This is a genomic window from Pelorhabdus sp. sgz311002, assembly GCF_056134285.1.
Genome location: NZ_JBWBCL010000008.1, coordinates 16,523 through 41,773 on the forward strand (window position 1 = coordinate 16,523; position 25,251 = coordinate 41,773).

The 25,251-nt window shown below is 43.8% G+C and carries 21 protein-coding genes; 1 reads left to right on the forward strand and 20 read right to left on the reverse strand.

The features are described from left to right. Positions 1-3 precede the first annotated feature (3 nt). From AC0NJP_RS12365 to AC0NJP_RS12420, 12 genes are all read right to left on the reverse strand, one after another. A complete protein-coding gene (locus AC0NJP_RS12365) occupies positions 4-756 on the reverse strand; it encodes a threonine/serine exporter family protein (RefSeq protein ID WP_474039324.1) in 753 nt (250 codons plus the stop codon). A 149-nt stretch (positions 757-905) separates the two neighbouring features. Then, a complete protein-coding gene (gene spoIIE, locus AC0NJP_RS12370) occupies positions 906-3,305 on the reverse strand; it encodes a stage II sporulation protein E (RefSeq protein ID WP_474699990.1) in 2,400 nt (799 codons plus the stop codon). 195 nt (positions 3,306-3,500) lie between these two features. After that, on the reverse strand, positions 3,501-3,929 hold the full coding sequence (locus tag AC0NJP_RS12375) for a S1 domain-containing RNA-binding protein (protein ID WP_474039729.1): 429 nt from the start codon (positions 3,927-3,929) through the stop codon (positions 3,501-3,503). A gap of 99 nt (positions 3,930-4,028) precedes the next feature. Then, positions 4,029-4,310 carry an FtsB family cell division protein gene (locus tag AC0NJP_RS12380; RefSeq protein WP_474039326.1) on the reverse strand — a complete coding sequence of 94 codons (282 nt, stop codon included), beginning with the start codon at positions 4,308-4,310 and terminating at the stop codon, positions 4,029-4,031. 59 nt (positions 4,311-4,369) lie between these two features. Next, positions 4,370-4,840 carry a spore cortex biosynthesis protein YabQ gene (yabQ, locus tag AC0NJP_RS12385; RefSeq protein ID WP_474700085.1) on the reverse strand — a complete coding sequence of 157 codons (471 nt, stop codon included), beginning with the start codon at positions 4,838-4,840 and terminating at the stop codon, positions 4,370-4,372. A gap of 31 nt (positions 4,841-4,871) precedes the next feature. Then, positions 4,872-5,153, reverse strand: coding sequence for a sporulation protein YabP (gene yabP / locus AC0NJP_RS12390; RefSeq protein ID WP_474039327.1), 282 nt, complete (start codon positions 5,151-5,153; stop codon positions 4,872-4,874). Positions 5,154-5,242: 89 nt separating this feature from the next. Then, complete coding sequence (locus tag AC0NJP_RS12395) at positions 5,243-6,196, reverse strand: SpoIID/LytB domain-containing protein (RefSeq protein ID WP_474699991.1); 954 nt, start codon at positions 6,194-6,196, stop codon at positions 5,243-5,245. Positions 6,197-6,242: 46 nt separating this feature from the next. Then, the gene (locus AC0NJP_RS12400) at positions 6,243-8,306 is read right to left on the reverse strand and encodes a methyl-accepting chemotaxis protein (RefSeq protein ID WP_474699992.1); all 2,064 of its coding nucleotides are present in this window, start codon (positions 8,304-8,306) and stop codon (positions 6,243-6,245) included. Positions 8,307-8,571: 265 nt separating this feature from the next. Further along, positions 8,572-9,432: a phosphate ABC transporter permease PstA gene (gene pstA / locus AC0NJP_RS12405; protein WP_474039330.1), complete on the reverse strand. Its 861-nt coding sequence runs from the start codon at positions 9,430-9,432 to the stop codon at positions 8,572-8,574. Then, a complete protein-coding gene (gene pstC / locus AC0NJP_RS12410; RefSeq protein ID WP_474039331.1) occupies positions 9,432-10,340 on the reverse strand; it encodes a phosphate ABC transporter permease subunit PstC in 909 nt (302 codons plus the stop codon). The genes pstA and pstC overlap by 1 nt, the downstream gene beginning before the upstream one ends. A gap of 165 nt (positions 10,341-10,505) precedes the next feature. Next, positions 10,506-11,369 carry a phosphate ABC transporter substrate-binding protein gene (locus AC0NJP_RS12415; RefSeq protein WP_474039332.1) on the reverse strand — a complete coding sequence of 288 codons (864 nt, stop codon included), beginning with the start codon at positions 11,367-11,369 and terminating at the stop codon, positions 10,506-10,508. A 79-nt stretch (positions 11,370-11,448) separates the two neighbouring features. Beyond that, positions 11,449-13,311, reverse strand: a complete 1,863-nt coding sequence (locus AC0NJP_RS12420) for an EAL domain-containing protein (protein ID WP_474699993.1) — start codon at positions 13,309-13,311, stop codon at positions 11,449-11,451. Positions 13,312-13,478: 167 nt separating this feature from the next. On the opposite strand from AC0NJP_RS12420, the gene pnpS reads away from it, so the two are divergent. Further along, positions 13,479-15,269, forward strand: a complete 1,791-nt coding sequence (pnpS, locus tag AC0NJP_RS12425; protein WP_474039334.1) for a two-component system histidine kinase PnpS — start codon at positions 13,479-13,481, stop codon at positions 15,267-15,269. Between the two features lie 93 nt (positions 15,270-15,362). On the opposite strand, the gene phoU is transcribed toward pnpS, so the two are convergent. The 8 genes from phoU to mfd all read right to left on the reverse strand — a co-directional run bounded on the left by phoU (position 15,363) and on the right by mfd (position 25,216). Next, complete coding sequence (phoU, locus tag AC0NJP_RS12430) at positions 15,363-16,022, reverse strand: phosphate signaling complex protein PhoU (protein WP_474039335.1); 660 nt, start codon at positions 16,020-16,022, stop codon at positions 15,363-15,365. A 23-nt stretch (positions 16,023-16,045) separates the two neighbouring features. After that, on the reverse strand, positions 16,046-16,801 hold the full coding sequence (pstB, locus tag AC0NJP_RS12435; protein ID WP_474039731.1) for a phosphate ABC transporter ATP-binding protein PstB: 756 nt from the start codon (positions 16,799-16,801) through the stop codon (positions 16,046-16,048). 103 nt (positions 16,802-16,904) lie between these two features. Further along, positions 16,905-17,597, reverse strand: coding sequence for a response regulator (locus AC0NJP_RS12440; RefSeq protein WP_474039336.1), 693 nt, complete (start codon positions 17,595-17,597; stop codon positions 16,905-16,907). Between the two features lie 123 nt (positions 17,598-17,720). After that, entirely contained in the window at positions 17,721-17,996 is a 276-nt protein-coding gene (locus tag AC0NJP_RS12445) for an HU family DNA-binding protein (protein WP_474039337.1), read from the reverse strand. A gap of 101 nt (positions 17,997-18,097) precedes the next feature. Next, the gene (gene yabN / locus AC0NJP_RS12450; protein ID WP_474699994.1) at positions 18,098-19,579 is read right to left on the reverse strand and encodes a bifunctional methyltransferase/pyrophosphohydrolase YabN; all 1,482 of its coding nucleotides are present in this window, start codon (positions 19,577-19,579) and stop codon (positions 18,098-18,100) included. 7 nt (positions 19,580-19,586) lie between these two features. Next, positions 19,587-21,185 (reverse strand): putative polysaccharide biosynthesis protein, encoded by a 1,599-nt coding sequence (locus AC0NJP_RS12455; protein ID WP_474699995.1) that lies wholly within the window; start codon positions 21,183-21,185, stop codon positions 19,587-19,589. Between the two features lie 100 nt (positions 21,186-21,285). Next, positions 21,286-21,855 (reverse strand): stage V sporulation protein T, encoded by a 570-nt coding sequence (gene spoVT, locus AC0NJP_RS12460; protein ID WP_474039340.1) that lies wholly within the window; start codon positions 21,853-21,855, stop codon positions 21,286-21,288. 70 nt (positions 21,856-21,925) lie between these two features. Then, positions 21,926-25,216 (reverse strand): transcription-repair coupling factor, encoded by a 3,291-nt coding sequence (gene mfd / locus AC0NJP_RS12465; RefSeq protein WP_474699996.1) that lies wholly within the window; start codon positions 25,214-25,216, stop codon positions 21,926-21,928. Between the last annotated feature and the right edge of the window lie 35 nt (positions 25,217-25,251).

A 25,251-nucleotide genomic window follows, 5' to 3' on the forward strand; every position in this document is an offset into this window, starting at 1 on the left:
ACCTCACTCAGCTGCCATGGCCACAACTAAAATCACGCCCATGGCAACAGCTCCAGACGTCAATGCGGCTTCCAGACTGCGAGAAATACCGCTTAAAAGATCGCCCGCAATGACATCGCGAATTCCATTAGTCACTGCCACACCCGGAACAAGCGGCATAATGCCGCCGCTAATCATAATATCACTGTGCAAACCGGGCCAAGCAGAACTGCAAAAAAGACCAATAGCGGCGGCCAATACCGCGCCAAGAAATTCATGGGTAAAAGTAACGCCGTGAAACCGTGAAACAAGATGAGCCAAGAGGCGTACCAAAAAAGCAGCAACAAAAGCGGCGACCACGTCTAAAAAAGCCCCATGCTGCAATACAGCAAAACCGCCGCCTACTATGCCGGAAGCCATCATCGAAGGTAACAAGGAAAACCCAGTCCGTTCTCTAGCGATTCTAAGCAACAAGGGCTGTACACTTTCTGACCCGATTCGGTTATCGACTAAACGGTGCGATAGTTCGTTCACCTTATCAATGCGATCTAGATTAATCGTTCGGGCCGCTACCCGCCTAAGCAGCGTAATACTCTCATTATTGTGACTCACTAAGGTTACAAATACGCCAGTCGGTATAACAAAGCTATCGACAGACGCTGCGCCTAATGCTTTGCCCATACGGCGCATCGTTTCTTCCACGCGCGATGTTTCCGCGCCATTTTTTAGCATGATTTCACCGGCGAGTAGTACGAGACTGCCTGTTTCTGTCATCATAAAAACAGACCCTCCTTTTTATTTTCTCTTCGTTCAAAAACATTCCTGCTCTTTTTTTACAACCCGCTCGTTTTAGAATACCCTAGCATGAAAGGTTTCATGAAAAAGAAAACGGCAAAGGTCATCCTCTGCCGCCATTGCTTATTTTTTTAACGATTTACCTTGTTAAGACGTCCTACCAATACGGTCATATCATCGACTGCCTTACTGCAAGACCGCCGCTGCGCTTCTTGTAGCAACGCTTCAGCAATCTGTTGCGGTTCTTCTGAGGAAAGGCACCGTAAATAATTGGCTAGCCAGTTACCTCGTTCTGTTTTGCCACTATCACTCACGCCGTCGCTAACTAGCACCACAAGATCGCCTACCGTTAACTGAACGGAAACAGGTTCAAGCCGCTGAGGAACAATCCCTGCGGGTGCGGAACAATACTCGATGGTCATAACTTCCTTCACGCGCTTGACATAGCTGGGAGCTGCGCCGATTTTAATAAAATCGGTTTCACCAGAGTAGGCATTGATAACAGCAAGATCAAGTGTAGGAAAACTTTCTCCCGACTTTTGTGCAATCAGCAGCGCATTTACTGTTTTCACCGCTGTTTCCACGGAAAAACCGGCCTTAAGGAGTCTTTCCAAAAACTTTACAGCTTTCGTACTTTCTTGTGCGGCCTCACTGCCTGTTCCCATGCCGTCACTCAAAATCATAATAAACTTGCCTTCCGCCAGAGAAAGATAGGAGCATGTATCGCCCAATTCCGCTCCTGGCTGCTGCGCTGCGCAGGCATATCCTACTTGCAGCATCATTTTTGCTGCCGTTTTAAACGTAATTTCACATAAGCTACCTTTTTCCGCCGAACCGCACTCTGTCGCCATTTCCAATACATCACCAGTTAGGCTCTCAGCCAAAGGTAACAACGTATGGCGACATTCTTGATTTTTAGAGCAAGGCGCTTTTTCGATTTGAAGCACCTTTGCCTGGCTCTCACAAAAAACAGTAGCAAATTGCAAGGGACAGGCTAAAGCAGCAGCTTCCTCCTGGAGCCTCGTCGCTAATGCAGTATCCTGCCGCGGCTTTTTGACAAGTTCCTGCCGCAAATTTTGCAAAATATCGCTTAAGGCCAGCATTTGTTCGCATGCCAAATGACGCGTCTCATTGAGTTGCAGCTGCCAGTAAGATCTAGCCAGTTTTTCTTCCGTTACTTTCAAAACTTGCGCCATTAGCTCTTCTGGTTTTAAACAAATATCTTTAAAGTACCGCGAAATGGTTTTATTCCCTTGCTCCGCTCGTCCGGCCAAGATAATCAAAGCTTCGTAACTCTGATAAAAAGCGCTCCCCCAGCATTCTTCGCGCTTTGTACAACATTCACAAACCTGCTGTCCAACTTCAACAAGCAACAGCTGCGCCTCATATTCTTCCACGTCTGCTTGCTTTTGCCCCTCCCTACTTCCCATAGCTTGTCCTAAATCGGAAAATAAAGCAGCGAGCTCAGCAAGTTTTTGGCTGGAAGCGGCTTTTACAGCATAATCAGTCTTTTTTTCAGGTCCTACCAAACGACTTGTGAGCGAAATGTATTTTAACGGACAGAATAAAAAGGCACCACAACTTATTGCTCCTTCAGCCAGCCAACTGGGAGAAACGCCTTGTCCTAAAAGCAAAAGCACTAAGCAAAACCCCATAAGATAGGCAAGAGCAGAAGCGTATTTGCCGTTTTGCCGTACAGCGCCACCCAGCATACCAGCCATAGCAAAAAGCATCATAAACGAAAGTGCATCCTCACTGACAAAACCTAAAATCATACCTGTACAAAGGCCAACAACGGCTCCGATTCCAGCTCCGCCGCTAAAAGCCAACATTAAAACAAAAAAGCTGCCTAATATGTGACGAAGCTCCCAACCATAAACAACGGTAGCGCCAATCCCGCTAAGCGCCAGCGATACGAGAACAAGTTTTGCTAATAAGACTTCTTTAGCAATCTGAGCCTGAAAAAAATCCCCTGATTCGCCTAAAGCAATCGTAAAAACATAGTACAAAAGAAAACCAAAAAAACCGTTTAAGAAGGCGAGCATCACATCATAGAGCGAGAAAGTAGAAAAAAAGAGTAAACTTAATTTACTCGCTATTAGCAGAGTAAACCAAAATAACATTTGCCAAAAAAACCAAGTCGCTACGCCTTTCTTCTTCAGCCCATAATGATGATAAATCGCCATAGCAACGCCATAAGCGCAAGCAGCTTCCCAGCGTCCTAACGACAAAGCTCCAAGCACTACGCCAACGGCTGCTAAAAACCGGCCTGGGGCAAATCGGTGCGCTAAAGCACCGTAAAAAGCGATGCCGCAAGCGTCTAATTCTCCCAGTATGACAATGCGACTCAATAAAAAAGCAACAATACCCTGAAAAAGAATTTCTCCTACTCTACTTTGCTGCAAGGTTAGCTGCCGCTGCAACGCCATAACCCCTTTGTTACAAAAGGTTAATCCTTTTCGTAGTAATGAAAAATTGTCGATTTCTTTTACTAATTCCCGCGGTACTGAAATAACGGTAACTTTCGGCATGGATGATTCCTCCTTTTGTCAGCTTCTTATATTTTACAAAAATTACCATACATTTTTTTGTCTGAATAAAGAAGGAGATCACGCAAAAAAACCGGCATTTTATCCCAAAATTGTAAATAAAAACACATAAAAAAAACAAGTCTAACAACTAGACTTGTTTGTTTCATTTATATCATTATAGAAACAGCTGATACATTACTCGGCCCGGCGAGCAGCACCACGACCGCCGCGCTTTGATTCCGTATTGCGTTTTAAGTCAGATAAACGTTCATCGCTGTCTTTTAAAAACTTACTTAACTTGTCTTCAAAGGACGGCGCATTAAAACGCGGACGCCTGTTCTCATTGACATGTGGCTTTCTATAAGGTTGCTGTGCGGGTACTTCTTTTGGCGCTTGCAATTGCTTAATAGATAATCCTATTTTGCCGCGTTCATCAATCGAAAGAACTTTTACCTTTACGGTATCTCTCTCTTTCAAAAAATCCTTAACATCACGAACATAAACATCGGCAACCTCTGAAATGTGAATAAGACCGACTTTACCTCCTGGCAGTTCCACGAAAGCACCAAAATTCGTGATTCCTGTCACAACGCCTTCTACCACGCTGCCAACTTCAATGGACATACTAATCAAACTTCCTCCTTAAAAAACAATATTTGCAATCATATTATAGCCTTGACAACAAAAGAGTGTCAAGGAATGCCGCAAAAATATAAAAAACTATCACTTCTTAGCAGCACGGTAAGGAACTTCTCCGGGTCGAACAAGCCCCAAATCTTCGCGGGCTACCTTTTCAATATATTCGGGAGTTTCCAGCTTGGCTTTTTCCTCAAGAAGCTGATCATGAATTTGCTGTACTTCCGCCAAACGCTGCTGATTGGCAAGCACTTCTTTGTGGATGGTCCACATTGATATGCCTTGGGAAATAAATAAATATACAAAGCCAACCCCAATTAACAGGATTACACTTCGATACCAATTAAATCTCATTGCTTTTCCACGCATTTTTTACACCGCCAGCTTTTCGTTTCGCAAATTCACTTACATTTGTTTTATTTATTCGCCTAAAGCTTATTACAATCCTGCTTATTTAAAAATTTTTTCCAGCGTCGCCGCCCCTGTTGAGCAAGCTTATTAAAGCCGTAAAACGGCGCTAGACTTTTTCGTACGAGAAACAGGCAGGGCCCAATCAGAAAAAAATAGACAAGCTTTAGAAGCTTTTGCCAAAGAAACTGAAATAAGCGCAAACTTTGTTCGATCCCTTTGACAGCCTGTCTGCTCAAAAATTGATAGTAGGCAAGAACTCCACCTAATAAACTGATGAAAATATAAAATCTCAGCTCACCGCCATTATTCCAGACAAGTACCAAAAATACAACAATAGCAGAAAAAAGCCAAAAAATAAGATCAGCAATGCCTGCAATAACTGAGCGGGGGCGACTACGACGACGAAACACACGATACCAGTCAAAACAAAAAGCCAGCAGCGCTCCGGTAAGGCCCAGCCACAAAAAGGTCGCTAGATCTTCTCTCATCACGATCTGTTCGTCCTCCCTGATCAAACAATTACTTAAGCAGTCGCTGCAACAACCCTTTTTTCACTTTCATTTCTTCATCATAGGCAATAGAATGAATCATTCCTTCAAAAACGAGATTGCCATCTTCTAAATTAAGTTGTTTTATATTGAGTCCGCTTCCCTTGACTGTTAAAATTCCCTGTTCCGTTTCCATAATCACTTCTCGCTCATCAAAACTAGCTAAATTAATTACACCGTCAACAGACATTTCTTCCCGTTCTGTCACACAAAACTGATGGCGCCAACGCGCTGTTTTTTCTTCGCTTGCCATAACCCCTCTCTCCCTCCTGTTGTCCTCCGCTATCAATATATGAGCTATGCCGTAAAAATAGAATAAAAAAAGAGCTGTCGCCAGCTCTTTCAATATCTTTGTTCAATTGCTACGCCTTGAAAATAGTGAGCAATAATGTCTGTTGCACTTGTACCCGACTTAGCTAAAGCGTAAGCGCCCCATTGCGACATTCCCACGCCATGGCCGAAACCGCGCCCACTAAAAATAACCTTACCGCCACTAACTTCCACTGTATCAAGCAACATCGATTTGACTACATCACTGCCCAAAGCAATGCGAAGTTCCGGGCCACTTACTTTTACGGAATGATTCACAGTCAATTCTTCGGCTCGACCGGAAGGTCCTTTTTGCGTAATCTCCACAGCATCAACTGTATTTACCTTTTGACCGATTTGGGCTAAGGCTGTCAGCATGGCCTCGGTTGAAACTGTTGCTTTCCAGTTGCGCACCTCGGGTGGCGCTTGCTCATCGGGCGAGGCAACAGGGGAAATATAAGGCGGTTCCGCATCCTTATAATTAAGGCCTTCTTTGGCAGTAGCCGTCATACCGCCGGCGCTGGCGTGAAACCAAGCCGTAATCAGCTTGCCTTGATATGTAACAACCTTGCCGCGCGACATTCGAATTGCTTCGCGAACATTGTCATTGATGGACTTCGCATCATAAGCCTGGAACTCCTTAATATCTGTTGACGCCTGGGTACCGCGCGCTGGCACACCGCCTTTGCTCTCTATCGCCTGTAACGTAAAGGTCCTGGCTAAAATCGCCTGAGCGGCTAAAGCTTCAACTGGCCAATCGGCTTTCATTTCTCCCGCTACGACACCAGCAATATAATCTTCCAACGGCATTTTCTTCGTTTGTCCAGTTTCGTGCATATAAACCGTAATTTCTGGCTCATTCTGACTACTGGAAGGCGGCGTCGGCTCCGTTTCCGGCTTTTTCTGCGGTGAAAAAAGTGTACAGGCGCTTAACATAGCAATCACCATAATACTGCAAAGAAAAATCACGAATTTTTTCTGTTTCATTTTAATTCGTCCTCCTTTGCCTGTAGTATGCCGCCTGCAGTACAATTTATACTTTGAAGCGACTGATAAGCTCTGCTAAGTCATCCGCTAGGATTTTCACTTCAGCAACAGCTTCATGAATTTGCCGCGAGGCATCGGCTTGTTCTTCGCTAACTGCCACAATTTCCTGAACGCTTTCACTATTAGCCGACACTAAATCCATCACCGATTGTACGGTCTTCACCGCCGACTGACAAAGCTCTACCTGTTCATCCGTCTCTTGGCGTACAACGACTGTATTTTCGTGCATGGAAGCGACAGAAGCAACAATTTTCTCAAAGGCAGGTCCTAATGACTGAGCCGCGGCTACTCCATCGCAAACCTTATCAAAACTTTGGCACATTGTAACAGAGACCGCTTTGGTTTCGTCATCAATTCGTTGAACCACCTGAGAAATTTCTTGAACAGAAGCAAGGGACTGATCGGCTAGCTTGCGGACCTCATCAGCAACAACGGCAAAACCACGTCCTGCCTGTCCTGCTCTTGCCGCCTCAATGGCGGCATTTAGCGCCAACAAATTGGTCTGCTTGGCAATACCGCGAATCATATCGGTAATTTGACCGACTTGCTTAGCATTGTTTTCTAATAAAGCCATTTGATCAGCAGTACCACTCATAGTTTCTTTTACTGCTTCCATATAGCCTACTGTTTTCTGCACTGTGCTTTGTCCGTCTATGGCCGTATCAGAGCAACTGGCCGCTTGCAAGGCAATATGGCTAATGCTGTCAGCCACCCGTCGACTTAATTCGGATAGCCCTTCAATCGCTCCTGTCGTCTCTTTCACTCGTTCGCGTTGGTTTTCCATGGAAACAGCAATAATCTGCACCGCTTGACTTACCTGTTCACTTGCCTGGGTCGAGCCTTCAGCGCTTACAGCAACTTGCTCGGCGGCAGTTGTTACAAAGTGCGTCGCTTTCTTTACAGCCAAAACAATTTTTCTAAGACTCTCCATCATGAACCCAAAGGAACGAGCTACCTGACCAAACTCATTTTGACTTGTACTCGCCAAATCTTGCCGCAAATCGCCTTCTGCGGCAAGATTTACTTTTGTAACGAGCGTTTTAAGCGGGGCCAAGAGGCGACGTGTAAAAAAGAGACCGCCAATAATAAATATCGCCACGACAATAAAAGCCGCTTTGATACTTTGATAAACACTGTCATAAGCCCCTTGTAGCGCCGCTGTCTTGGGATAAAAAGTCATTACAACCCAGTTCGTATTCGCTACAGAACGATAGGAAATCAAATAATCCTGCCCGCGTACGATAGCTGTTGTATCGCCGCTTTCTTGCGCTACAGCTTCATTGTAGTAAGATTCATTGAGTTGACGCTGCTCCTCTACAGCACTAACATCGGACTGATAAAACAAAGGAACACGATTTCGATCAATGACAATCATATTATAGCCGGGATTTTGCGCTAAGATCGTCTCAACAATTCCTTGAATCGTCGCTAAGGAAATTTGACCAACTAAAATACCTTGTATATTCTGGCTCGCCCCTTGTAGCGGAATCGACCCCAAGACCGCCAGCTTCCCATGATCTTTTACAACATTCGAAAAAGCGGCTTTTTCGGTATGAATTTGCGAGAAATACGCTTCTTTTGCTACATTTGTGACAGGAGAAGCATCTGTGCGTACTAATTCTTGACCATCTGATCGAATCACGGCTAAATTATCCGTACCATAATAAGGTTTTACTGACGCTAAAAATTGCTTGGCATCATCGGCCTGAAGGGAACGTATCTCTGGTCGTGAAGCAGTAGCAAGCAAAAAATTACGCTTAGTAAGCATATAATTCCCTAGTTCGCTGGCCACTCGCTCCGCCACTTTACTATTCTTATCAACATCAGTCTGAATCAGTCCATTCATCGTTTGACTTGCAAAATAAGAACCAATCAAAGCCACCGGAACTGAACAGGCAAGAACCATAACCAAAATAAATAAAAAAGCTAAAGAAGAACACTTTTGCTGCCAACTTTCACACCAGTTTTGCCTGTTAAACCCACGAAAACCTTTCCCCTTTTGCCAATACGTACGACCTTTATGCCAAACCCAAGCCAGACCTTTGAGCATGATACCCCTCCATCAGTTCTTTTGTGCATGTCCATGGTATCATTGCCGCCGCAGTCTTCCTAGTGACTTTCCCATTTCTTAACATTTAGATAACCAAACCTTCCAAATACAAAATCAGTGCTGATCAGACACAAAAATGGGGCTATCGTAGTTCAAAACAATCCTACTCTATAGCGTGATTACTGCCCAAAAGCCACACCCTACAAGTAGAAATGCCGAATACGCTAACCCCATTTTCCAACAGTCAAAACTGTACTATCGGTTTTTAATGCTTTGCTGCCGCCGTCCGCCTTTTTATAATCCTGCCCGGGATAGCAAAGAGTAAATTGAAGATCAAAATCATAACAATAAGCAAAGCACCCGTGCCATTGGCTATATCCATTCGGTCAGGGACCAGCCCCACAGCCATGACATACCACATGTGCACAGCCAGCGTTTCACCAGCGGCCGTAGGGTCAATATCACCAATATGGCGCGATACGGTCGTTCCTGCTGTAAAAATCAATATAGCTGTCTCCCCCAAAGCACGCCCCGCCGTCAAGGTAAGTCCTGTAATAATACCAGGTAATGCATTTGGCAATACAACATTCCAGATCGTCTGCCACTTTGTAGCACCAAGCGCCAAACTGGCCTCACGGTAATAGGCCGGTACAGTTCGAATACTTTCTTCTGTAACCCGCACAAGCACAGGCAGATTCAAGAGCGACAGCGTCAAAGCGCCGCCTACAATGCTAAAGCCCATTCCGAGCATATTTACAAAAATAATCATACCAAATAGCCCCAAAACAATCGAAGGAACTGTGGCCAAGCTTTCTGTACTCAGGCGAATCATATCAGTAAGCTTATTTTGTTTCGCATATTCCGCTAGATAAATTCCAGCACCGAGTGCGACGGGAACGGAAAACAGTAACGATAAAAATAAAATGTAGAAAGAGTTGAATAACTGTCCGGCCACACCGCCGCCAGCGCGAATATCACTTGACGGGCTAGTAATAAAGTTCCAGGAAAGAACAGGTAGTCCTTTCACTAACATATACAGTAAGAAGGCGGCAAGAATCGCCAAAATGAGAAATCCCGCCACCCACATCAAGAAAGTAGCAATTTTATCAGTCAACTTTGCAGACATCAAGCCATCCGTCCTTTCGCCACACGGCGCATAATTAAAATCATGGCAAGTGATAGCAATAGCAGCACCAGCGCCATCAAAAAGAGAGAATTACCCCAGGCAGAACCAAACGGAGTATTTCCCATTTCTACAACAATTTCGCTTGGCAATGTTGCTGTAGGCATAAACAAGGACTTTGCCAACTGCGGCGTATTACCGATAACCATTTGCACAGCCATTGTCTCCCCAACCGCTCTGGCCATAGCCAAAATAATTGAAGTAAGAATGCCTGGTACAGCAGCAGGAATCAGCACCCGCCACAAAGTTTGCCAACGTGTAGCGCCTAATGCTAAAGAGGCTTCTTCTAAAGCAGTTGGAACTGCACGAATCGCATCTTCGGAAATACTAATAATCGTTGGTAAAATCATAACAGCTAAAATCAGCGCCGCTGCCAACAGACCAAAGCCTGTGTTTGTATGAAAATAAGTTCGAATTGCTGGTACTAGAATTGTCATTCCGACAAAGCCATAGACAACGGATGGTACAGCCACATAGAGATCCGTCGCTGGGCGCATAATTTCCCGAAGCCAAGACGGAGCAATCTTAGCCATAAATACGGCACCGGCCAAACCAAGCGGTGCGCCAATAATTACCGCCAGTAAGGTAACTAGAATTGATCCAGAAATAAAACTGAAAGCACCAAACTTCCCATCAGAAGGACTCCATTTTGATTGCGTAAAAAAATCTATCGGACTTACTTCTTGAAATGTCATAAGCCCCTGCTGTCCAACAAAAATAATAATTGATAAAATAATCAATGTCATGAGACAGGCACAAGCAATAAATAAATAACGAATATACTTATCACAAGTTAATTTAAATTTATGCCTGTTATCTTTCGATTCAACTAAAGTTCTGGCCAATTCCATAGTCCCACATCCCTCTACCTTTCCTAAACCATTCGTTTAAGTTGTTAAATTCATTATAAAGCATTGCCCTGAGCGATCTGTTAATGGATTGTTAATTCTTTGTTAAAACCAAACAGAGGAGCTATAGCGAAAACGCTATAGCTCCTCTGTCCTTATTTAAAAAGTTTACTTCTTCATTTTGGTCATAGGGATGAAACCGTTCTTTTCAATATACGTATCTTGGAACTCTTTGCTCAGTACATAGTCAAGGAAAGCTTTTACTGCACCAGTAGCTTCGCCCTTTGTATACATATGCTCATAAGCAAATACAGGATACTGACCATTGATAACAGCATCAGGTGAATATTTTGTGCCATTGAAAGAAAGTGCTTTGACCGTCTGATCAACATAAGCGGCATCCACATAACCGATAGAACCAGGCGTACTAGCTATAGCGCTACGTACAGCTCCGTTAGAATCTTGAATAACTGCGTTATCAGTAAATTCAGCGCCTTTCAACACAACTTCGCTAATGGTAGCACGAGAACCGGAAGATTTAGCTCTATGAATCAGTGTAATTTTGGCATCTTTACCGCCAACGTCTTTCCAGTTAGTAACCTTACCAGTCATAATATCGATATATTGCTGTGCTGTCAGATTCTCAACCGACACATCCGTATTGGCAATAAATACGAAAGGAGCAACAGCAACCTGATGATCGACTAAACCTTTATCTTTATACTCTGCTGTAAAAACTACGTCAGAGTTCCCAATATTGACTGAGCCTGCTGCGACTTGATTTAAGCCTGTGAAAGAACCGCCGCCAGCAATATTTACTGTTACCTTACTATATTTTTTCTGGAATTCTTCCTGAGCTGGTTTCAAGAGCGGCAAAAGAGCTGTCGAACCAGACGCCGTAACCGTTCCTTGAATTTCATCTGTTGCCGCTTTGGCTTTGTCGCTTCCGCCGCCACAGCCAGCAATCAAGCTTGCTCCCAGCATTAATGTAATAGCTGCCGTTAAAAATTTGGATTTCCCGAGAAATTTCATTTCATTTCCTCCTCGAAAGTTTGAGTTTCATTCTTGCTTTATTATAAAACAATGCTTTTCCCACTGTGTTAAAGCCATGTTACGTTTCTGTTAAATCCGACGGGACCGGACGCAAATTGCAAACAGGCTCTACCATTTCTTCACTGAAATAGCAGCTTTGCCAGTAAAGCTTACATTTTTTCTTTAACAGGCTGGCTGCTTCAGCCACAGCTTGGGCTGATGGATATTGGCGCTGCTTATTTGTGACAATCGCAATACTAAGCGATACCAAAGGAAAACGTTCCTCTTTACCATGACGGTTTTTCGCCAAAATATAGCCTCTGGCTAAATCGCTTTCGCTATATAAAGAGCTAATCTGCCGATCAAACGCGGCTGATAACTGGCCGCAAATATCTTCTACATTCCAGCGCCTCAAAACAGCAATAAAATCATCGCCGCCAATATGTCCCACAAAGGGTATCTCGTCAAGGCCGCGCGTCAATTCTTGCTGAATAACGGTAGCTGTTAGATCAATGATTTTATCACCGCTTTCAAAGCCGTACACATCATTGTAAGGTTTGAAATTATCTAAATCAAAATATAAAATCGTATAGGGTTCGTTTTGAGCTAGTACCTCTTTAATCGTGCTTTCAATTAAAATATTACCAGGAAGACCTGTCAATGGATTAGAATGTTTCGCTCGATTTACTTCCAGTTGTGTTGTTTTTTCTAGTAAACGCCTGACCGTAATGACACCGTAATACTCACCATTTTTTGTGATGATAATATAGTCATACAGTGTCTCATCAGAGCGAGAAATAGCCATTTTAGACACTTGCTCTAAGGGCATGGCATAATCCACAACAATGGGGTCCTTATCCATCACTAAAGAAATTTTACGATTCATATACAAAGCGACACCGTACTGAGTTCCCAAATTGCTAAAAAAACGATCTTTCATCAATAAACCCACAGGCTTTTTTCCTTCTACAACACATACGCCCATACTTTTCGGATTATTGTTGAAATACTCGATGACTTCATGTCCCAGCGTTGTTGGCGTAATACAAGGATCACGACGAGTAATTTCACCAATCGGCATTGTTACTGGCGTATAGAACGTTTCTCGTTTTTTGCGCCTTACCCGTTCGGCAATATAGCCGCGCACCTCACTGGCGAGCGGAGTAATATTCTCTGAAGGCTTTTGCAAAAAATAGCCTTGTCCATAGGGAATGCCAATTTGAATCAACTCATTGAGTTCAGCAATCGTTTCAATCCCTTCGGCAATCATTTTAATATTTGTTAAAAGCGAGAAGTCATGGAAAGCCTTCATTAGGGCCTGCTTGAAAGGATCTTTATCAATATGACGAACTAGCGCCATATCAATCTTAATAAAGTGAGGATTGGTTTGCGCCAGTGTATTTAACCCTGCATAGCCAGCGCCAGCATCGTCAATGGCAATTTTATAGCCCTGCTGTCGAAACTGTTTTAAGATACGGCGAAAATTTTCATAATCCTCAATAGCTGTCCCTTCGTTAATTTCAAAAACGATTCGCCGCGAAGCTCCTGGCAAAGCAGCCATACTTTGCTGAAATAAGCTGCTATTAAAACGTTCATCGCTTAACACGAGCGGGTCAATATTCAAAAATAAAAGTTCCTGTTTTTGCAGTACTGCACTCTTAGCTAAAGCCTTTTCCCGACAGATCATTTCCAGTTCCCATACGCATTGAAAGCGTCTAGCCAAAGAAAAGAGCATATCAGGACTTTCTAAAAAGGATCCCTTAGGACCGCGACTAAGCGCTTCATAACCAATGACAGTTCCATCAGAGAGAGATACAATGGGCTGCATCACTGCACGGATTTGTTGTTTTTCAAGAATCTCCTGAAACGCTTTAAAATAGTTCTTCTCATTACTTTTCGGTTCACCATTCCAGGCATTAAAGCTTTGAACCAAAGCAGACATCCTTTTCCACCTCATTATTTTCCCTTATGGCTCTATTTGTTTCATCATACTGTGTTTTTCAGCTCTTATTGTTAATGAATCATTAAAATTTAATTAAGATCGCTACTAAGAAGAAAAGGCATCCTGTATAATGAAAAAAGAATAAGAGTATACCGAGGGGGATTCTCATGTTTCGCTTAGGCATTCGCACTCGCCTCATCTTTGCTTTTTTTATTATGATTTTTTTATCGCTCTTTCTCACTGGCAGTTATGTTTTATGGTATTTTTATAATCATGATCTCAATGCGCTGAAGGCTACTATGCAAGTAGAGTGTCAAATTATTGAGGAATTGCTCCATGACGAGCTTTCCGACGCCTTGCGCCGCAACAATATCGACAATAAAGTAAAAGACCTAGGCAGTAAAATTAAGATGCGGATTACCGTCATTGACCAGCAGGGAGCTCCCCTTGCCGACTCTTCCGCTAATCCCGTGTTAATGGAGAATCATCTGAATCGACCAGAAGTTCAGTCTGCTCTATCAGGAGCGGCTGGCATGTCAATTCGCTTCAGTGATACAACAGAAGAAAACCTCCTCTATATGGCAATCCCCGTCTATAATGATCGTGAGCTCATTGCAGCCATTCGCATCGCTACGAGTTTATCGCACATTGAAGAAGGCTTTCAAAAAATTCGTAACGCTATGCTGGCAGCCTTTTTCTTTGCCTTTCTTCTCGCGATTGCTTTGAGTCTACGACTGGCCCGTAAATATACTGAACCCTTAGAAGAAATTGCGGAAACAGCTCGGGAAATTGCCGATGGAAAACTGGAGGCCCGCGTATATTTAAAGACAGGTGACGAGCTTGAAGTACTCGCTCATGCCATTAATCATCTCACTTCGAATCTAGAGGATAAAATCACTGAAACGATTGCAGAAAAAAATAAGTTAGAACTGATTTTAGAACACATGGACAACGGTGTGATCATGTTTGATAAATATGGCAAAGTGGTATCTGCCAATAAAATGGCTACACTTAACTTTTCGATCACGGAAAAAATGATTGGTCAACATAACATGAATGTCATCGGTAAAAGCCAGCTTGATAAAGCCTTGCAAAAAAGCATTTCTTCTGGCGAAAACCAGATCATTGACCTAAAGCGGCAAAGTGATGTCTCCCGACAAATTTATCAAGTCTCGCTTGTACCGATTCAGGAAAATCATCAAGATATTACAGCAGTACTGGCTGTATTCCATGATATTACGACCCTACAGGAACTCAATGACCGCCAAGCTGATTTTGTCGCCAATGCCTCTCACGAACTGGCTACGCCGCTTACAGCAATAAAAGGCTTTGCCGAAACACTCCTGGATGGCGCCATGGAAAGTCCCAGCTTACGACAAAAGTTTCTTACAATCATTTTTAACGAATCAGAGCGAATGACTCGTCTCATAAAAGATCTGCTGCAACTAGCCAGATTAAACCGCCAGCCAGATCAGCCTAAAACCGTCTCTGATCCTGTCGCCTTATCGCCAATTTTAAAAAGTACTGCCGAAAATCTCCTGCCTTACTGGCAAGATAAGAAAATTGACTTTACTGTAACGCTGCCACCCCATCCCATCTTTGTAACCGCCTCAGCCGATTGGATCAAGCAAATCGTGACAAACCTGCTAGAAAACAGCGCAAAATATACACCTGAAGGCGGCAAAGTCTATCTTACTTGCAGCGAACAAGGCAAGTCTGCCATTATTACCGTGAAGGATACTGGAATTGGCATCCCCGCCAAAGATCTGCCTTATATTTTTGACCGCTTTTATCGCGTTGACCGGGCCAGAGCTCGTACAGCTGGTGGCACTGGATTGGGTCTTTCCATTGTAAAAATGATTGTAGAAATGATTGGCGGTACCATTACCGTGACAAGTGAAATCGATAAAGGTACCACATTTACTGTTACCATTCCCACAGCCATTCATTTTGGCTAAATAAAGTTTTATAAAAATAAAAAAGGAATGTACTTTCGATTCCCCGTTCGAAAGTACATTCCTTTTTGTTTTTAGTTGTTATAAACAACTTATTTATTCAAACTTTCGGCACCGCTGGCCTGTAGCCAAATAGATTGTCCATTCAGCAATATTTGTTGCATGGTCCGCAATTCGTTCAATGTAGCGAGCTACAAAGAGCAACTGCGTCGCCTGAGAAATCGTATGAGGATCTTCCATCATATAGGTTAGCAGTTCCCGAAAGAGTCGATTATAAATATGATCGACTTCATCATCGTCCATACATACTTTTTCTGCTAAGGTAATATCTAAATTCACATAAGAGGTTAGCGAGTCCTGTAGCATTTTTTCCGCGACTTCCGCCATAAACGGAATATCGACAAGCGGTTTAATCAGTTCTTGATCGCCAATTCGAAGCGCAATCTCAGCAATATCTGTGGCGTGGTCTCCCATTCGCTCCAAATCAGTTACGATTTTCAAGCCAGTACCAATCACCCGTAGATCTTTGGCTAATGGCTGTTGCCTGGCAATCAGCACCATGCATTTATCTTCAATCTTCTCTTCCAATTCGTCAATGATATCATCGCTGTCAATCACTTGACGCGCCAAAGCAAGATCCTGTTTAGACAAAGCTTCCACCGAACGGATAATTGAATCCTGCACTTTATTGCCCATATCCATAATATCTTGGCGCAAATCCTCTAAAGCATGACTATAATTTTCTCTTGTAGTCATTTGTAACTCTCCCTTCTCCTGGCTTAACCGAACCGGCCCGTAATATAGTCTTCTGTCCGCTTATCCTGAGGCCGTGTAAAGATCGCGTCAGTCTGCTCATGTTCTACTAACTCTCCGTTTAAAAAGAAAGCAGTATAATCAGATACCCTGGCAGCCTGCTGCATGTTATGGGTGACCATAACAATCGTATATTTCGCTTTCAGCTCAGTGACAAGTTCCTCAATTTTCATTGTGGAAATCGGATCAAGGGCGGAACAAGGTTCATCCATAAGCAGAACTTCTGGTTCTACTGCGAGAAGTCTAGCAATACAAAGACGTTGCTGCTGACCGCCAGACATGCCCATGGCGGACTGATCGAGACGATCTTTTACTTCTTCCCAAAGAGCAGCGCCTTTTAAGCTGCGTTCTACAAGTTCATCAAGTCGTGCTTTATCATTAATACCATGAATCCGTGGTCCATAGGCAATATTTTCATAAATCGACATAGGAAAAGGATTGGGACGTTGAAAAACCATCCCCACGCGTTTTCTTAGCATAACCACATCGACGCTGGGATGAAAAATATTCTCGCCATCAAGCAGAATATCGCCTTCGATGCGTACGCCACTGACTAAATCATTCATTCGGTTCAAGGTTTTCAGAAAAGTGGACTTACCACAGCCGGAAGGACCAATCAAAGCCACTACACTGTTTGCTTGAACGTCGAGCGAAACTTTTTTTAACGCCAGCGACTGCCCATAATATAATTTCAATTTATTGACTTGTATTTTCTTTTGAATGCCTGATTCATTCGTGAATTCCATAGTCAGACCTCCTGTCGTATCTGTTTAGCACTATACCACAGAAAGGGTCCGTTTATTGTTAAGAAAAGATTAACTTTTGTTAAAGTTCACTTAGACGGTAGCCTACGCCCCGTACCGTTTCAATAGCTTCAGCCACTTCTGGCTCTTTTACTAGTTTCGCCCGCAAGTGACGCACATGCACATCGACGGTCCGCGTATCGCCAAAATATTCATAGCCCCATACTTTTTCGAGCAATTGCTCTCTTGTATAGACCTTGCCGATATTCGTAATAAACAATTTTAAGAGCTCGTATTCTTTCGGCGTAAGCTCCAGTTTTTCATCACCTAAAAACGCTTCATAGCGCGTAAAATTAAGCCGTAGCTTACCAACAGCTAGTTCGCCTGATGCGGCTGGCTCTTTCCCGCTGCGACGCAATACCGCCTTAATCCGCGCTATTAGTTCGCGAGCGCTAAAGGGCTTCGTCAAATAATCGTCGGCCCCGAGTTCCAGTCCCAATACCTTATCGACTTCTTCGTCTTTTGCTGTCAGCATAATAATCGGAATCGCCGTTGTATCTTGATTTTGTTTTAAGGCACGACAGACCTCCAAGCCGTCTAGGCTTGGCAACATCAAATCGAGTAGCACTAAATTTGGTTTTTCTTTTTTAACGAGTTCTAAAGCCGCTAAACCATCGCCGCATTCCACCGTTAAAAAACCAGATCGCTCCAAATTATACTTTACCAATTCCCGAATATTTTCTTCATCATCAACAATTAGAATTTTACCGGCCATATTCCACGCTCCTGCAGCATTCTTTTCTTCAGTTTGATTTCATTTCAAACTGCTTTACTATTAGAATAAATAAAAACCAGGTTTTTAGCAACCTGGTTTTCTATGTAGCAGGGAAAACTATTCTTATTGATTTACCAGATCTTTTAAGCCTTTACCAGCTTTAAATACCGGGGTTTTCGAAGCAGGGATCGTAATTTCATCACCAGTCTGCGGGTTACGGCCTTTTCTTTCTTCTCTTGCTTTTACTTCAAAAGTACCAAAACCGATAATTTGTACTTTGTCGTTAGCCTGCAGAGCACCTTCAATACTTTCAAATACTGCATTCAAAGCTTTCTCCGCATCTTTTTTTGTTATACCGGCTTTTTCCGCTACACTCGCTACAAGTTCAGTTTTATTCACAAAATCTTCCTCCTTAACGTAGAGCTTACGTCTAGCATTATTCGCTCTTTCTGTTTTTATTCCTTCTTTAAAATTAAAAAAGTGCCGATAAGTCCTGGTTTTTAGCGTTTTTCTTTCTTCTTAGCTTCTTCCCAAAGCAAATCAAGCTCATCTAGTGTTACATTTTCCCATAAAACCTGTGATTCGGCAAGTCTTTTTTCAATAAATTGAAAACGACTTTTAAATTTTTGATTCGTTCGGTTCAAAGCAGTCTCAGGTTCGACCTGCAAAAAGCGAGCTAAGTTGACTAGCGAAAACAAAACATCGCCCAATTCAGCCTCGATGGCCTGCTGAGCACCTATAGCAACCGCTTCTTTAAGTTCCGCTAATTCTTCCTGCACTTTCTGCCAAACAAAATCAATATGGGGCCAATCGAAACCGACCTTTTTCGCTTTTCCTTGCAATTTATAAGCCTTTAGGAGCGAGGGAAGATCGCCGGGAATGCCGTCAAGTTGCGATGGACGTTCGCCTTGTTTCTCTAGTTTTTTAATTTGATCCCAATTCAATACAACCTCAGCGGCATCCTGTACCGATATGGATCCGAATACATGCGGATGACGTCGTACCATTTTCTCTGTCACCTGATCAATTACATCCTGCATAGAGAAAGCCCCTGACTCTTCGGCAACGCGAGCGTGAAAGACAATTTGCAATAGCAAATCGCCGAGTTCTTCGCACAACAGTTCGGCATCTTCCTGATCAATCGCTTCCAGCACTTCATAAACTTCTTCGACCATATAACGTCTGAGGCTGCTATGAGTTTGCTCAATATCCCAGGGACAACCATCTTGCGCTCGTAATTTTGTCATAATATCGACAAGCGGCGTCAGAGAAAAATCCTGCTGCCGCGAGGCAATCGCCGGAACATAAAGACTTGTTAAATGATCAATGACTGGCTGCCTGTCCAATTCATAGAGAAAAATAGGACGAATTTCTTCGTCAGGCAGTCCAAGATTTCTGATAAATATAACTTGATGCTCGTCAGGATAAAAATCCATTAGAGAAAGCTTTACGTCAGAAGCAATTTGCTGATTGTAGACCTGCGAGATAACTAATGCCGCCCCGCTTGCGGCAACATTTAGATCAAGTTTTGCTCCATCTAAAATCGCTAGCCCTGCCAATGGGTCGATTTCCAGTTTGGCGTATAAGACTTCTAAAAAGCTCATGCCAGGCAAAATAGTAAGAGGAATATTAGCCTCAACTGCCGCCTGACGCAATAAGACAACAGTCTGCTCAGCAACCAGCGGGCTGCCTGGTACAGCGTAGACAACCGCTTCCCCGGCCTGGGCCTTAGCAATACAAGCAGCTACAATGCTGTCGTACACCGCTTCGAAGGAACTGCCAGTATGATAGGCAGAATCAAAGGTGTCAAAAGAAATTCCCCGACTTCTTAACCCAGCCACAGACGGATGAACGGCAGTACGAAGATACAGCGAAGTAGCCTGCGTCAAATAGTCCAAGGTTTCTACTGTTAAATATTCAAAAGGCCCGGCGCCTAAACCGACTACTGTGATCGTGCCTGAAGGTATACTTAATTTTTGCAATTTGTTTTTATCTCCTTATGGTAAATTGGTGCAAAATACGGCTTAGGGGTAAACCGATTTTAGGGATTCTTTCCATATCGCTCTGGCAAAATCCTCCCAAAATCAAGAAAGTCACCACATAGACAACGATTCCGCCCATAATGGCCCCGCCAACAGCAGCTCCATTATGGTAGAGTGCTGTCATCGCAGTATGATAAATAAATAAGACAGTCCCTCCCATACACAGCGTAGCTCCCAAAACAGGGCCAAGCCCTTTTAGCGGCCAAGCGCTATGGAGGGATAGGCGCAACGCTGCCAAATTGAGCATAGACGCCACAAAAAAATCAACAACGGTAGCCCAAGCTGCACCGGTAATTCCCCAGTCAGGTAAGGCTGTCAGAGTGTAGTTTAAGAAAATTTTTACTACGGCGGCAATGGCAAGACTGACCACAGGAATCAACGTATGACCTAATCCTTGTAAAATTCCAGTGGTCACTTGCTGCATGCCAAGAAACACAATGCCGCAAGCCAAGATACTCGTAACCGGACCAGCATGATTCGTACCGTAAAGCAGCAGTGAAAGCGGCCCCGCTAGTAAGTACAAGCCCATCGAGGCAGGTATAGTGATCCAGTTAGCCAATCGCAGCGCCAATTCCAATTTTTCGATTAGCGCCTCTTTTTGCTGAAGCGCCGCTGTCCTTGCCACATCAGGCACCAGACTTGCCGCTAAAGCTCCTGTGAGAATCGTTGGCACGTTCATTAGCGTTACAGCCATTCCTGCCAAATACCCAAACAGTTCTGTAGCCTGTTGAATCGTATAGCCTGCCATTTCCAAACGTAACGGCACAATCATTAAATCAATACTCGCCACAATGGGCATAATAATATGAGCCAGCGACACAGGCAACGCGAGACGAATCAAGCGAGCCATTATGCTAGTAAACTGCTCCTTACTTTTCCAACCTAAGCCAATCCGCCCGCGTAAAAAAAAATGTTTATAGCGATAATCATAATAGATAAGCAAGAAAAGACCTGCCGCCGCTCCCGGAACAGCGCCAAAACTAGCGCCAGCTGCTGCATAAGCAAGACCTTGCGGCAAAAGCAAAAAAACGAGCCCCAACATCGTCACAATCCGCACAAATTGTTCAACGACCTGCGACAAGGCTGTGGGAACCATGGTTTGACAGCCTTGAAAATAGCCGCGGTAACTTGACATGACTGTAACGAGAAATACAGCAGGAGCTAAGACAATAATTGCATAATAGGCCCGCTGATCGCGAATAATCTGCCACGAAATCAGCCAAGAAGCGCCATAGTATAAGAGCAATGAAAAAAGACAACCAGTAATGGTAAGCAAAATGAATGATAAGCGAAAAATTTTCCGAGCGCCTCCATAATCACTAAGAGCTGTCCGTTCGGCTACAAGAACAGAAATCGCTACAGGTAGTCCTGCTGATGAAAGCCCTAGAAACAGCAAATAAATCGGATAGGCCATTTGATATAGGCCAATCCCTTCGCCGCCAAGCAGTCTGGAAAGAACAATGCGATTTGCTGAGCCCATCAACTTTACCAGGATTCCTGCCGCTGTTAAATAAAAGGCCCCTTTAAAAAACGACTCCTCCCTCATAACGCGTCATCCTTTCAGACCCATTTCGGCCGCTCTTTCCCCATATAAAAAGTAGCGAACAATTGGCTCGCTACTTAGATACGTACAAGAAGAGGGAAAACTATTGCGCCATCTGTTTTGCTAAAAATCCAGCAGCTGTTTCCGCCAGCTTATGTTCCATTTCCCCCATGACCACACCAGGCTGCTTCGTGCAAATTATCACAGCGCCAATGGCATCGCCCTCGACAATAATTGGTGAGATCACCTCAGCTGTAAACACGTTCGCCAGGGTCTCTGCTTCGACATCGCTATTCTTATCATAATAATGTGTATATTCTTCTGGATCATTAATGACTACTGTTTTGCGATCTTCCATCACTTTTTCAACTACAAGTCGCAGAGGCTTACCGAGAAACTCCTTTTTCGAAGCGCCGGCGACAGCAACTATCGTATCGCGATCAGCAATAAGCACCATGTGAGAAATTGCTTCATGCAAAGCTTCGGCATATTCTTTCGCAAAGTCTCCTAATTCTCCTACTGGGGAGTACTTTTTTAGGATAACCTCGCCTTCGCGATCAACATAAATCTCTAATGGATCTCCCTCGCGGATTCGTAAGGTGCGACGGATTTCTTTCGGAATCACTACTCTGCCTAGATCATCTATTCTTCTCACGATTCCAGTCGCCTTCACGCGTATCCCTCCTATTCTACATTTTTTTTACAATTGACTGCAGTGATAGTATATATCTTTCCAGTTCTTTTTATTCATGATCGTCTTTAGGCAGTAAACAAGAAAACAAGTCACAAAGCCAGTAAAGCGGCTCTTTCGCTAAATCCTTGGTTCGAATTTTGAGGCTAGGTGGCGGTCCTTGCAAAAGGGTAATCCGATTCGGGAACTGCTGCTTTACATTTAGCAGCGTTTCTACTTGTAGATTCGGCTGCTCAAAAAAATGAACTTCGGCCACAAGAGCCTTTTCGGTAACTGCTTTGACTTTTAAAGCACGAGCTAGATTTTTCAGCCTAGCCACAGCTAAAAGATTTAGCACAGGCTGCGTCGGCTCACCAAAACGATCAATCAATTCATCAAGCAGTTCCTTGATTTCCCCTTCATTGCGAATCGCGGCAATGCGTTGATATATTTCAATCTTATGCGCTGGCTCTGCAATATAGTCGCCACTCAAATAGGCTTCACTCTGCAATTCCAATACAGGTTCCGGTACAGCTTCAATGACCTTTCCTGTTTTCAGTTCCTGCACAGCTTCATCAAGAAGTCGGCAGTACATTTCAAAACCAACGCTCACAATATGCCCATGCTGCTGAGCGCCCAATATATTTCCCGCTCCACGAATTTCCAAATCACGCATAGCAATTTTAAAGCCAGCACCGAGTTCCGCGAACTCCTTAATGGCCTGCAAACGTTTTTCCGCTACCTCTGTCAATACTTTGTCACGGCGATAGGTAAAGTAAGCAAACGCTAGCCGATGGGAACGGCCCACACGGCCACGCATCTGATACAGTTGTGATAAGCCGAAGTGATCGGCGTCATAGACAATAATCGTATTGGCATTTACAACATCTAACCCATTTTCAATGATACTTGTACAGACAAGAACATCATATTCCCCTTCATAGTAGTCAAGCATCACCTGCTCTAAGAGCTCTTCCGCCAGCTGACCATGAGCAGTTTGAATTTTCGCATCAGGCATCATTTCACTAATTTCACGGCTGATTTTATCAATCGTCTGTACTTTATTGTAGACAAAATAAACCTGCCCGCCCCGCCTCAGTTCGCGGCGAATGGCATCACGAATAATTTCTTCATCATACTCTACAACATAAGTCTGTACAGGAAAGCGTTCTTCCGGCGGTGTTTCGATAATACTAATATCGCGCGCTCCCACTAGTGACATATGCAGCGTTCGCGGGATTGGCGTAGCACTTAAAGTAAGCACATCAATCTGATTACGCCATTTTTTATATTTTTCTTTCTGAGCTACGCCAAAGCGCTGCTCCTCGTCCACAATTAAAAGGCCAATGTCTTTAAATTTTACATCAGACTGTAAAATCCGATGCGTTCCAATCAACACGTCGACTTTTCCTTCTTTGAGTAATGCCAACGTCTGTTTCTGCTCTTTAGTACTACGAAAACGACTGATCACGTCAACCACAGGACCAAACCCTGCAAAACGAGCACTAAAAGTTCGAAAATGCTGCTGTGCCAAAACGGTAGTCGGTACAAGAACAGCCACTTGCTTGCCACTCATAACCGCCTTAAAAGCCGCCCGAATCGCCACTTCCGTTTTACCAAAGCCCACATCACCACATAGCAGACGATCCATCGTCCGCGTCGACTCCATGTCTTTTTTAATCTCAGCAATCGCCGCAAGCTGATCGGGAGTCTCTTCAAAAGGAAAAGCTTCTTCAAACTCAGCCTGCCAAGGTGTATCAGGCTCTGCGGCAAAACCTTGCGCCATTTGGCGGCGAGCATAGAGTTCTACAAGTTCTTTGGCCAAATCAGCCACTGATGCTTTAGCTTTGGAAGTTGCCTTCAGCCATTCACTGCCGCCCATCTTACTCAGTTTTGGCGTTTCGCCTTCAGAACCAATATATTTCTGCAGCAAATGAACCTGATCAGTCGGTACATAGAGTTTGTCATGACCGGCGTAACGAATCAAGAGATAATCTTTATGAATTCCGCCGACATCAAGCGTTTCGACGCCTACATATTTACCAATACCATGATTCACATGAACGACATAATCGCCTAAATTAATATCGCGAAAATAGGTAATTTTCTTTTCTTTTGAGGGACGTGACCGCATTTTGCGTTTCTGTCGCCCCCAAATATCAATTTCATTGACAACAACAAGCTTCGCATGCGGCATTTCAAAACCGGAAGACAACGCGCCAAAGGTAACAAGAATACTGCCAGAAGCAACCGTTACCGGCTGAGCCTCAAAATGAGCCTGCACATTTTCCTGACGTAAATGCTGATAAAAATGCTTGGCCTTCTCTTCTGAACTAAAGAGTAGCAAAACCGTATTTTTCCGTTCTTGCCATAAAGCCAGTTCTTTCATAAATAAGTCAATCTGGCGATGAAATGGCGTAACGCCCTTCGATGATAGACTAATAATCGTGCTAGGATCTGTATGAGGATTTTTTTGGAGCAGCAACGTCAAATAGACCAAGTTTCCCGACTTGGCCGCTTGAATGAGTTCACTCCAGGAAAAAACTCGTTTTTTATATTCAGGATTTTCTTTCACTACCTTAGTCATTGCTTCACGCAACCGCATCGGTTCATCAAAAATGACATTCGCATCAGACGGCAGATAGGAGAAAAAGGAATCGCCGCGACCAATCTGCACCGTTTCATGGACAGGCAAAATAATAAGCTCTGTAATACTTTCTATGGACCGCTGCGTTTCTAATGAAAAAGTACGCAGTGAATCAATCTCATCGTCGAACAACTCGAGCCGCACTGGGTCTTGGGCGGTAATTGGAAAAAGATCAATAATACCGCCGCGACTGCTAAACTGCCCGAGACCACTAATACTATCAACTCGCTCGTAGCCGATTTGCACAAGCTTTTGTAATAACGCTTTCCGATCAATCCGTTCTCCTAGCTTTAGAGAAAATCGGCTCGCCTCAAAATCGGCTCGCGCCGTAACACCTTGTATTGCTGCTTCTGCTGTCGTCAAAATGATGCCTTTTTGTCCTGTAAGCAAATGGCTAAGTACTTGATTGCGGCGGGCAGAAAGCTCTAGACCCCTGGCTGTTGCCGTAAAATTCGCCATATCAGAAGGCGGGAGAATCTGAATTTCCTGATCCGCTATAATTACCGACAGATCACTACGAAACTGCTCTAGCGCTTCTTGACTCGCACAAACAATCACTGTCGGTTTAGGCGCTTCTTCATAAGCTAACGCCGCTAATAAATGTTTGGGCGCACCAGTCAGACCGTAGAGCAAACTCTGGCTCTGTTTGACTTTAAACACAGCCAAAGCTTGTTCTATCGATGGATCTTTTCGCAGAAGTTCATAAAAATAATGCATTCTTACACCTCGTCTTATTAAGACGCCGAAGCCTG

Coding starts and splice junctions, on each gene's coding strand:
- pstA (WP_474039330.1), bottom strand. CDS start 9,432: ATGTCTGCAAAGTTGACTGATAAAATTGCTACTTTCTTGATGTGGGTG.
- spoIIE (WP_474699990.1), bottom strand. CDS start 3,305: ATGCCGAAAGTTACCGTTATTTCAGTACCGCGGGAATTAGTAAAAGAA.
- AC0NJP_RS12455 (WP_474699995.1), bottom strand. CDS start 21,185: ATGAGGGAGGAGTCGTTTTTTAAAGGGGCCTTTTATTTAACAGCGGCA.
- yabQ (WP_474700085.1), bottom strand. CDS start 4,840: ATGAGAGAAGATCTAGCGACCTTTTTGTGGCTGGGCCTTACCGGAGCG.
- AC0NJP_RS12365 (WP_474039324.1), bottom strand. CDS start 756: ATGATGACAGAAACAGGCAGTCTCGTACTACTCGCCGGTGAAATCATG.
- AC0NJP_RS12420 (WP_474699993.1), bottom strand. CDS start 13,311: ATGTCTGCTTTGGTTCAAAGCTTTAATGCCTGGAATGGTGAACCGAAA.
- AC0NJP_RS12415 (WP_474039332.1), bottom strand. CDS start 11,369: ATGAAATTTCTCGGGAAATCCAAATTTTTAACGGCAGCTATTACATTA.
- pnpS (WP_474039334.1), top strand. CDS start 13,479: ATGTTTCGCTTAGGCATTCGCACTCGCCTCATCTTTGCTTTTTTTATT.
- pstC (WP_474039331.1), bottom strand. CDS start 10,340: ATGGAATTGGCCAGAACTTTAGTTGAATCGAAAGATAACAGGCATAAA.
- AC0NJP_RS12375 (WP_474039729.1), bottom strand. CDS start 3,929: ATGTCCATTGAAGTTGGCAGCGTGGTAGAAGGCGTTGTGACAGGAATC.
- AC0NJP_RS12395 (WP_474699991.1), bottom strand. CDS start 6,196: ATGAAACAGAAAAAATTCGTGATTTTTCTTTGCAGTATTATGGTGATT.
- mfd (WP_474699996.1), bottom strand. CDS start 25,216: ATGCATTATTTTTATGAACTTCTGCGAAAAGATCCATCGATAGAACAA.
- yabP (WP_474039327.1), bottom strand. CDS start 5,153: ATGGCAAGCGAAGAAAAAACAGCGCGTTGGCGCCATCAGTTTTGTGTG.
- phoU (WP_474039335.1), bottom strand. CDS start 16,022: ATGACTACAAGAGAAAATTATAGTCATGCTTTAGAGGATTTGCGCCAA.
- AC0NJP_RS12380 (WP_474039326.1), bottom strand. CDS start 4,310: ATGCGTGGAAAAGCAATGAGATTTAATTGGTATCGAAGTGTAATCCTG.
- AC0NJP_RS12440 (WP_474039336.1), bottom strand. CDS start 17,597: ATGGCCGGTAAAATTCTAATTGTTGATGATGAAGAAAATATTCGGGAA.
- AC0NJP_RS12400 (WP_474699992.1), bottom strand. CDS start 8,306: ATGCTCAAAGGTCTGGCTTGGGTTTGGCATAAAGGTCGTACGTATTGG.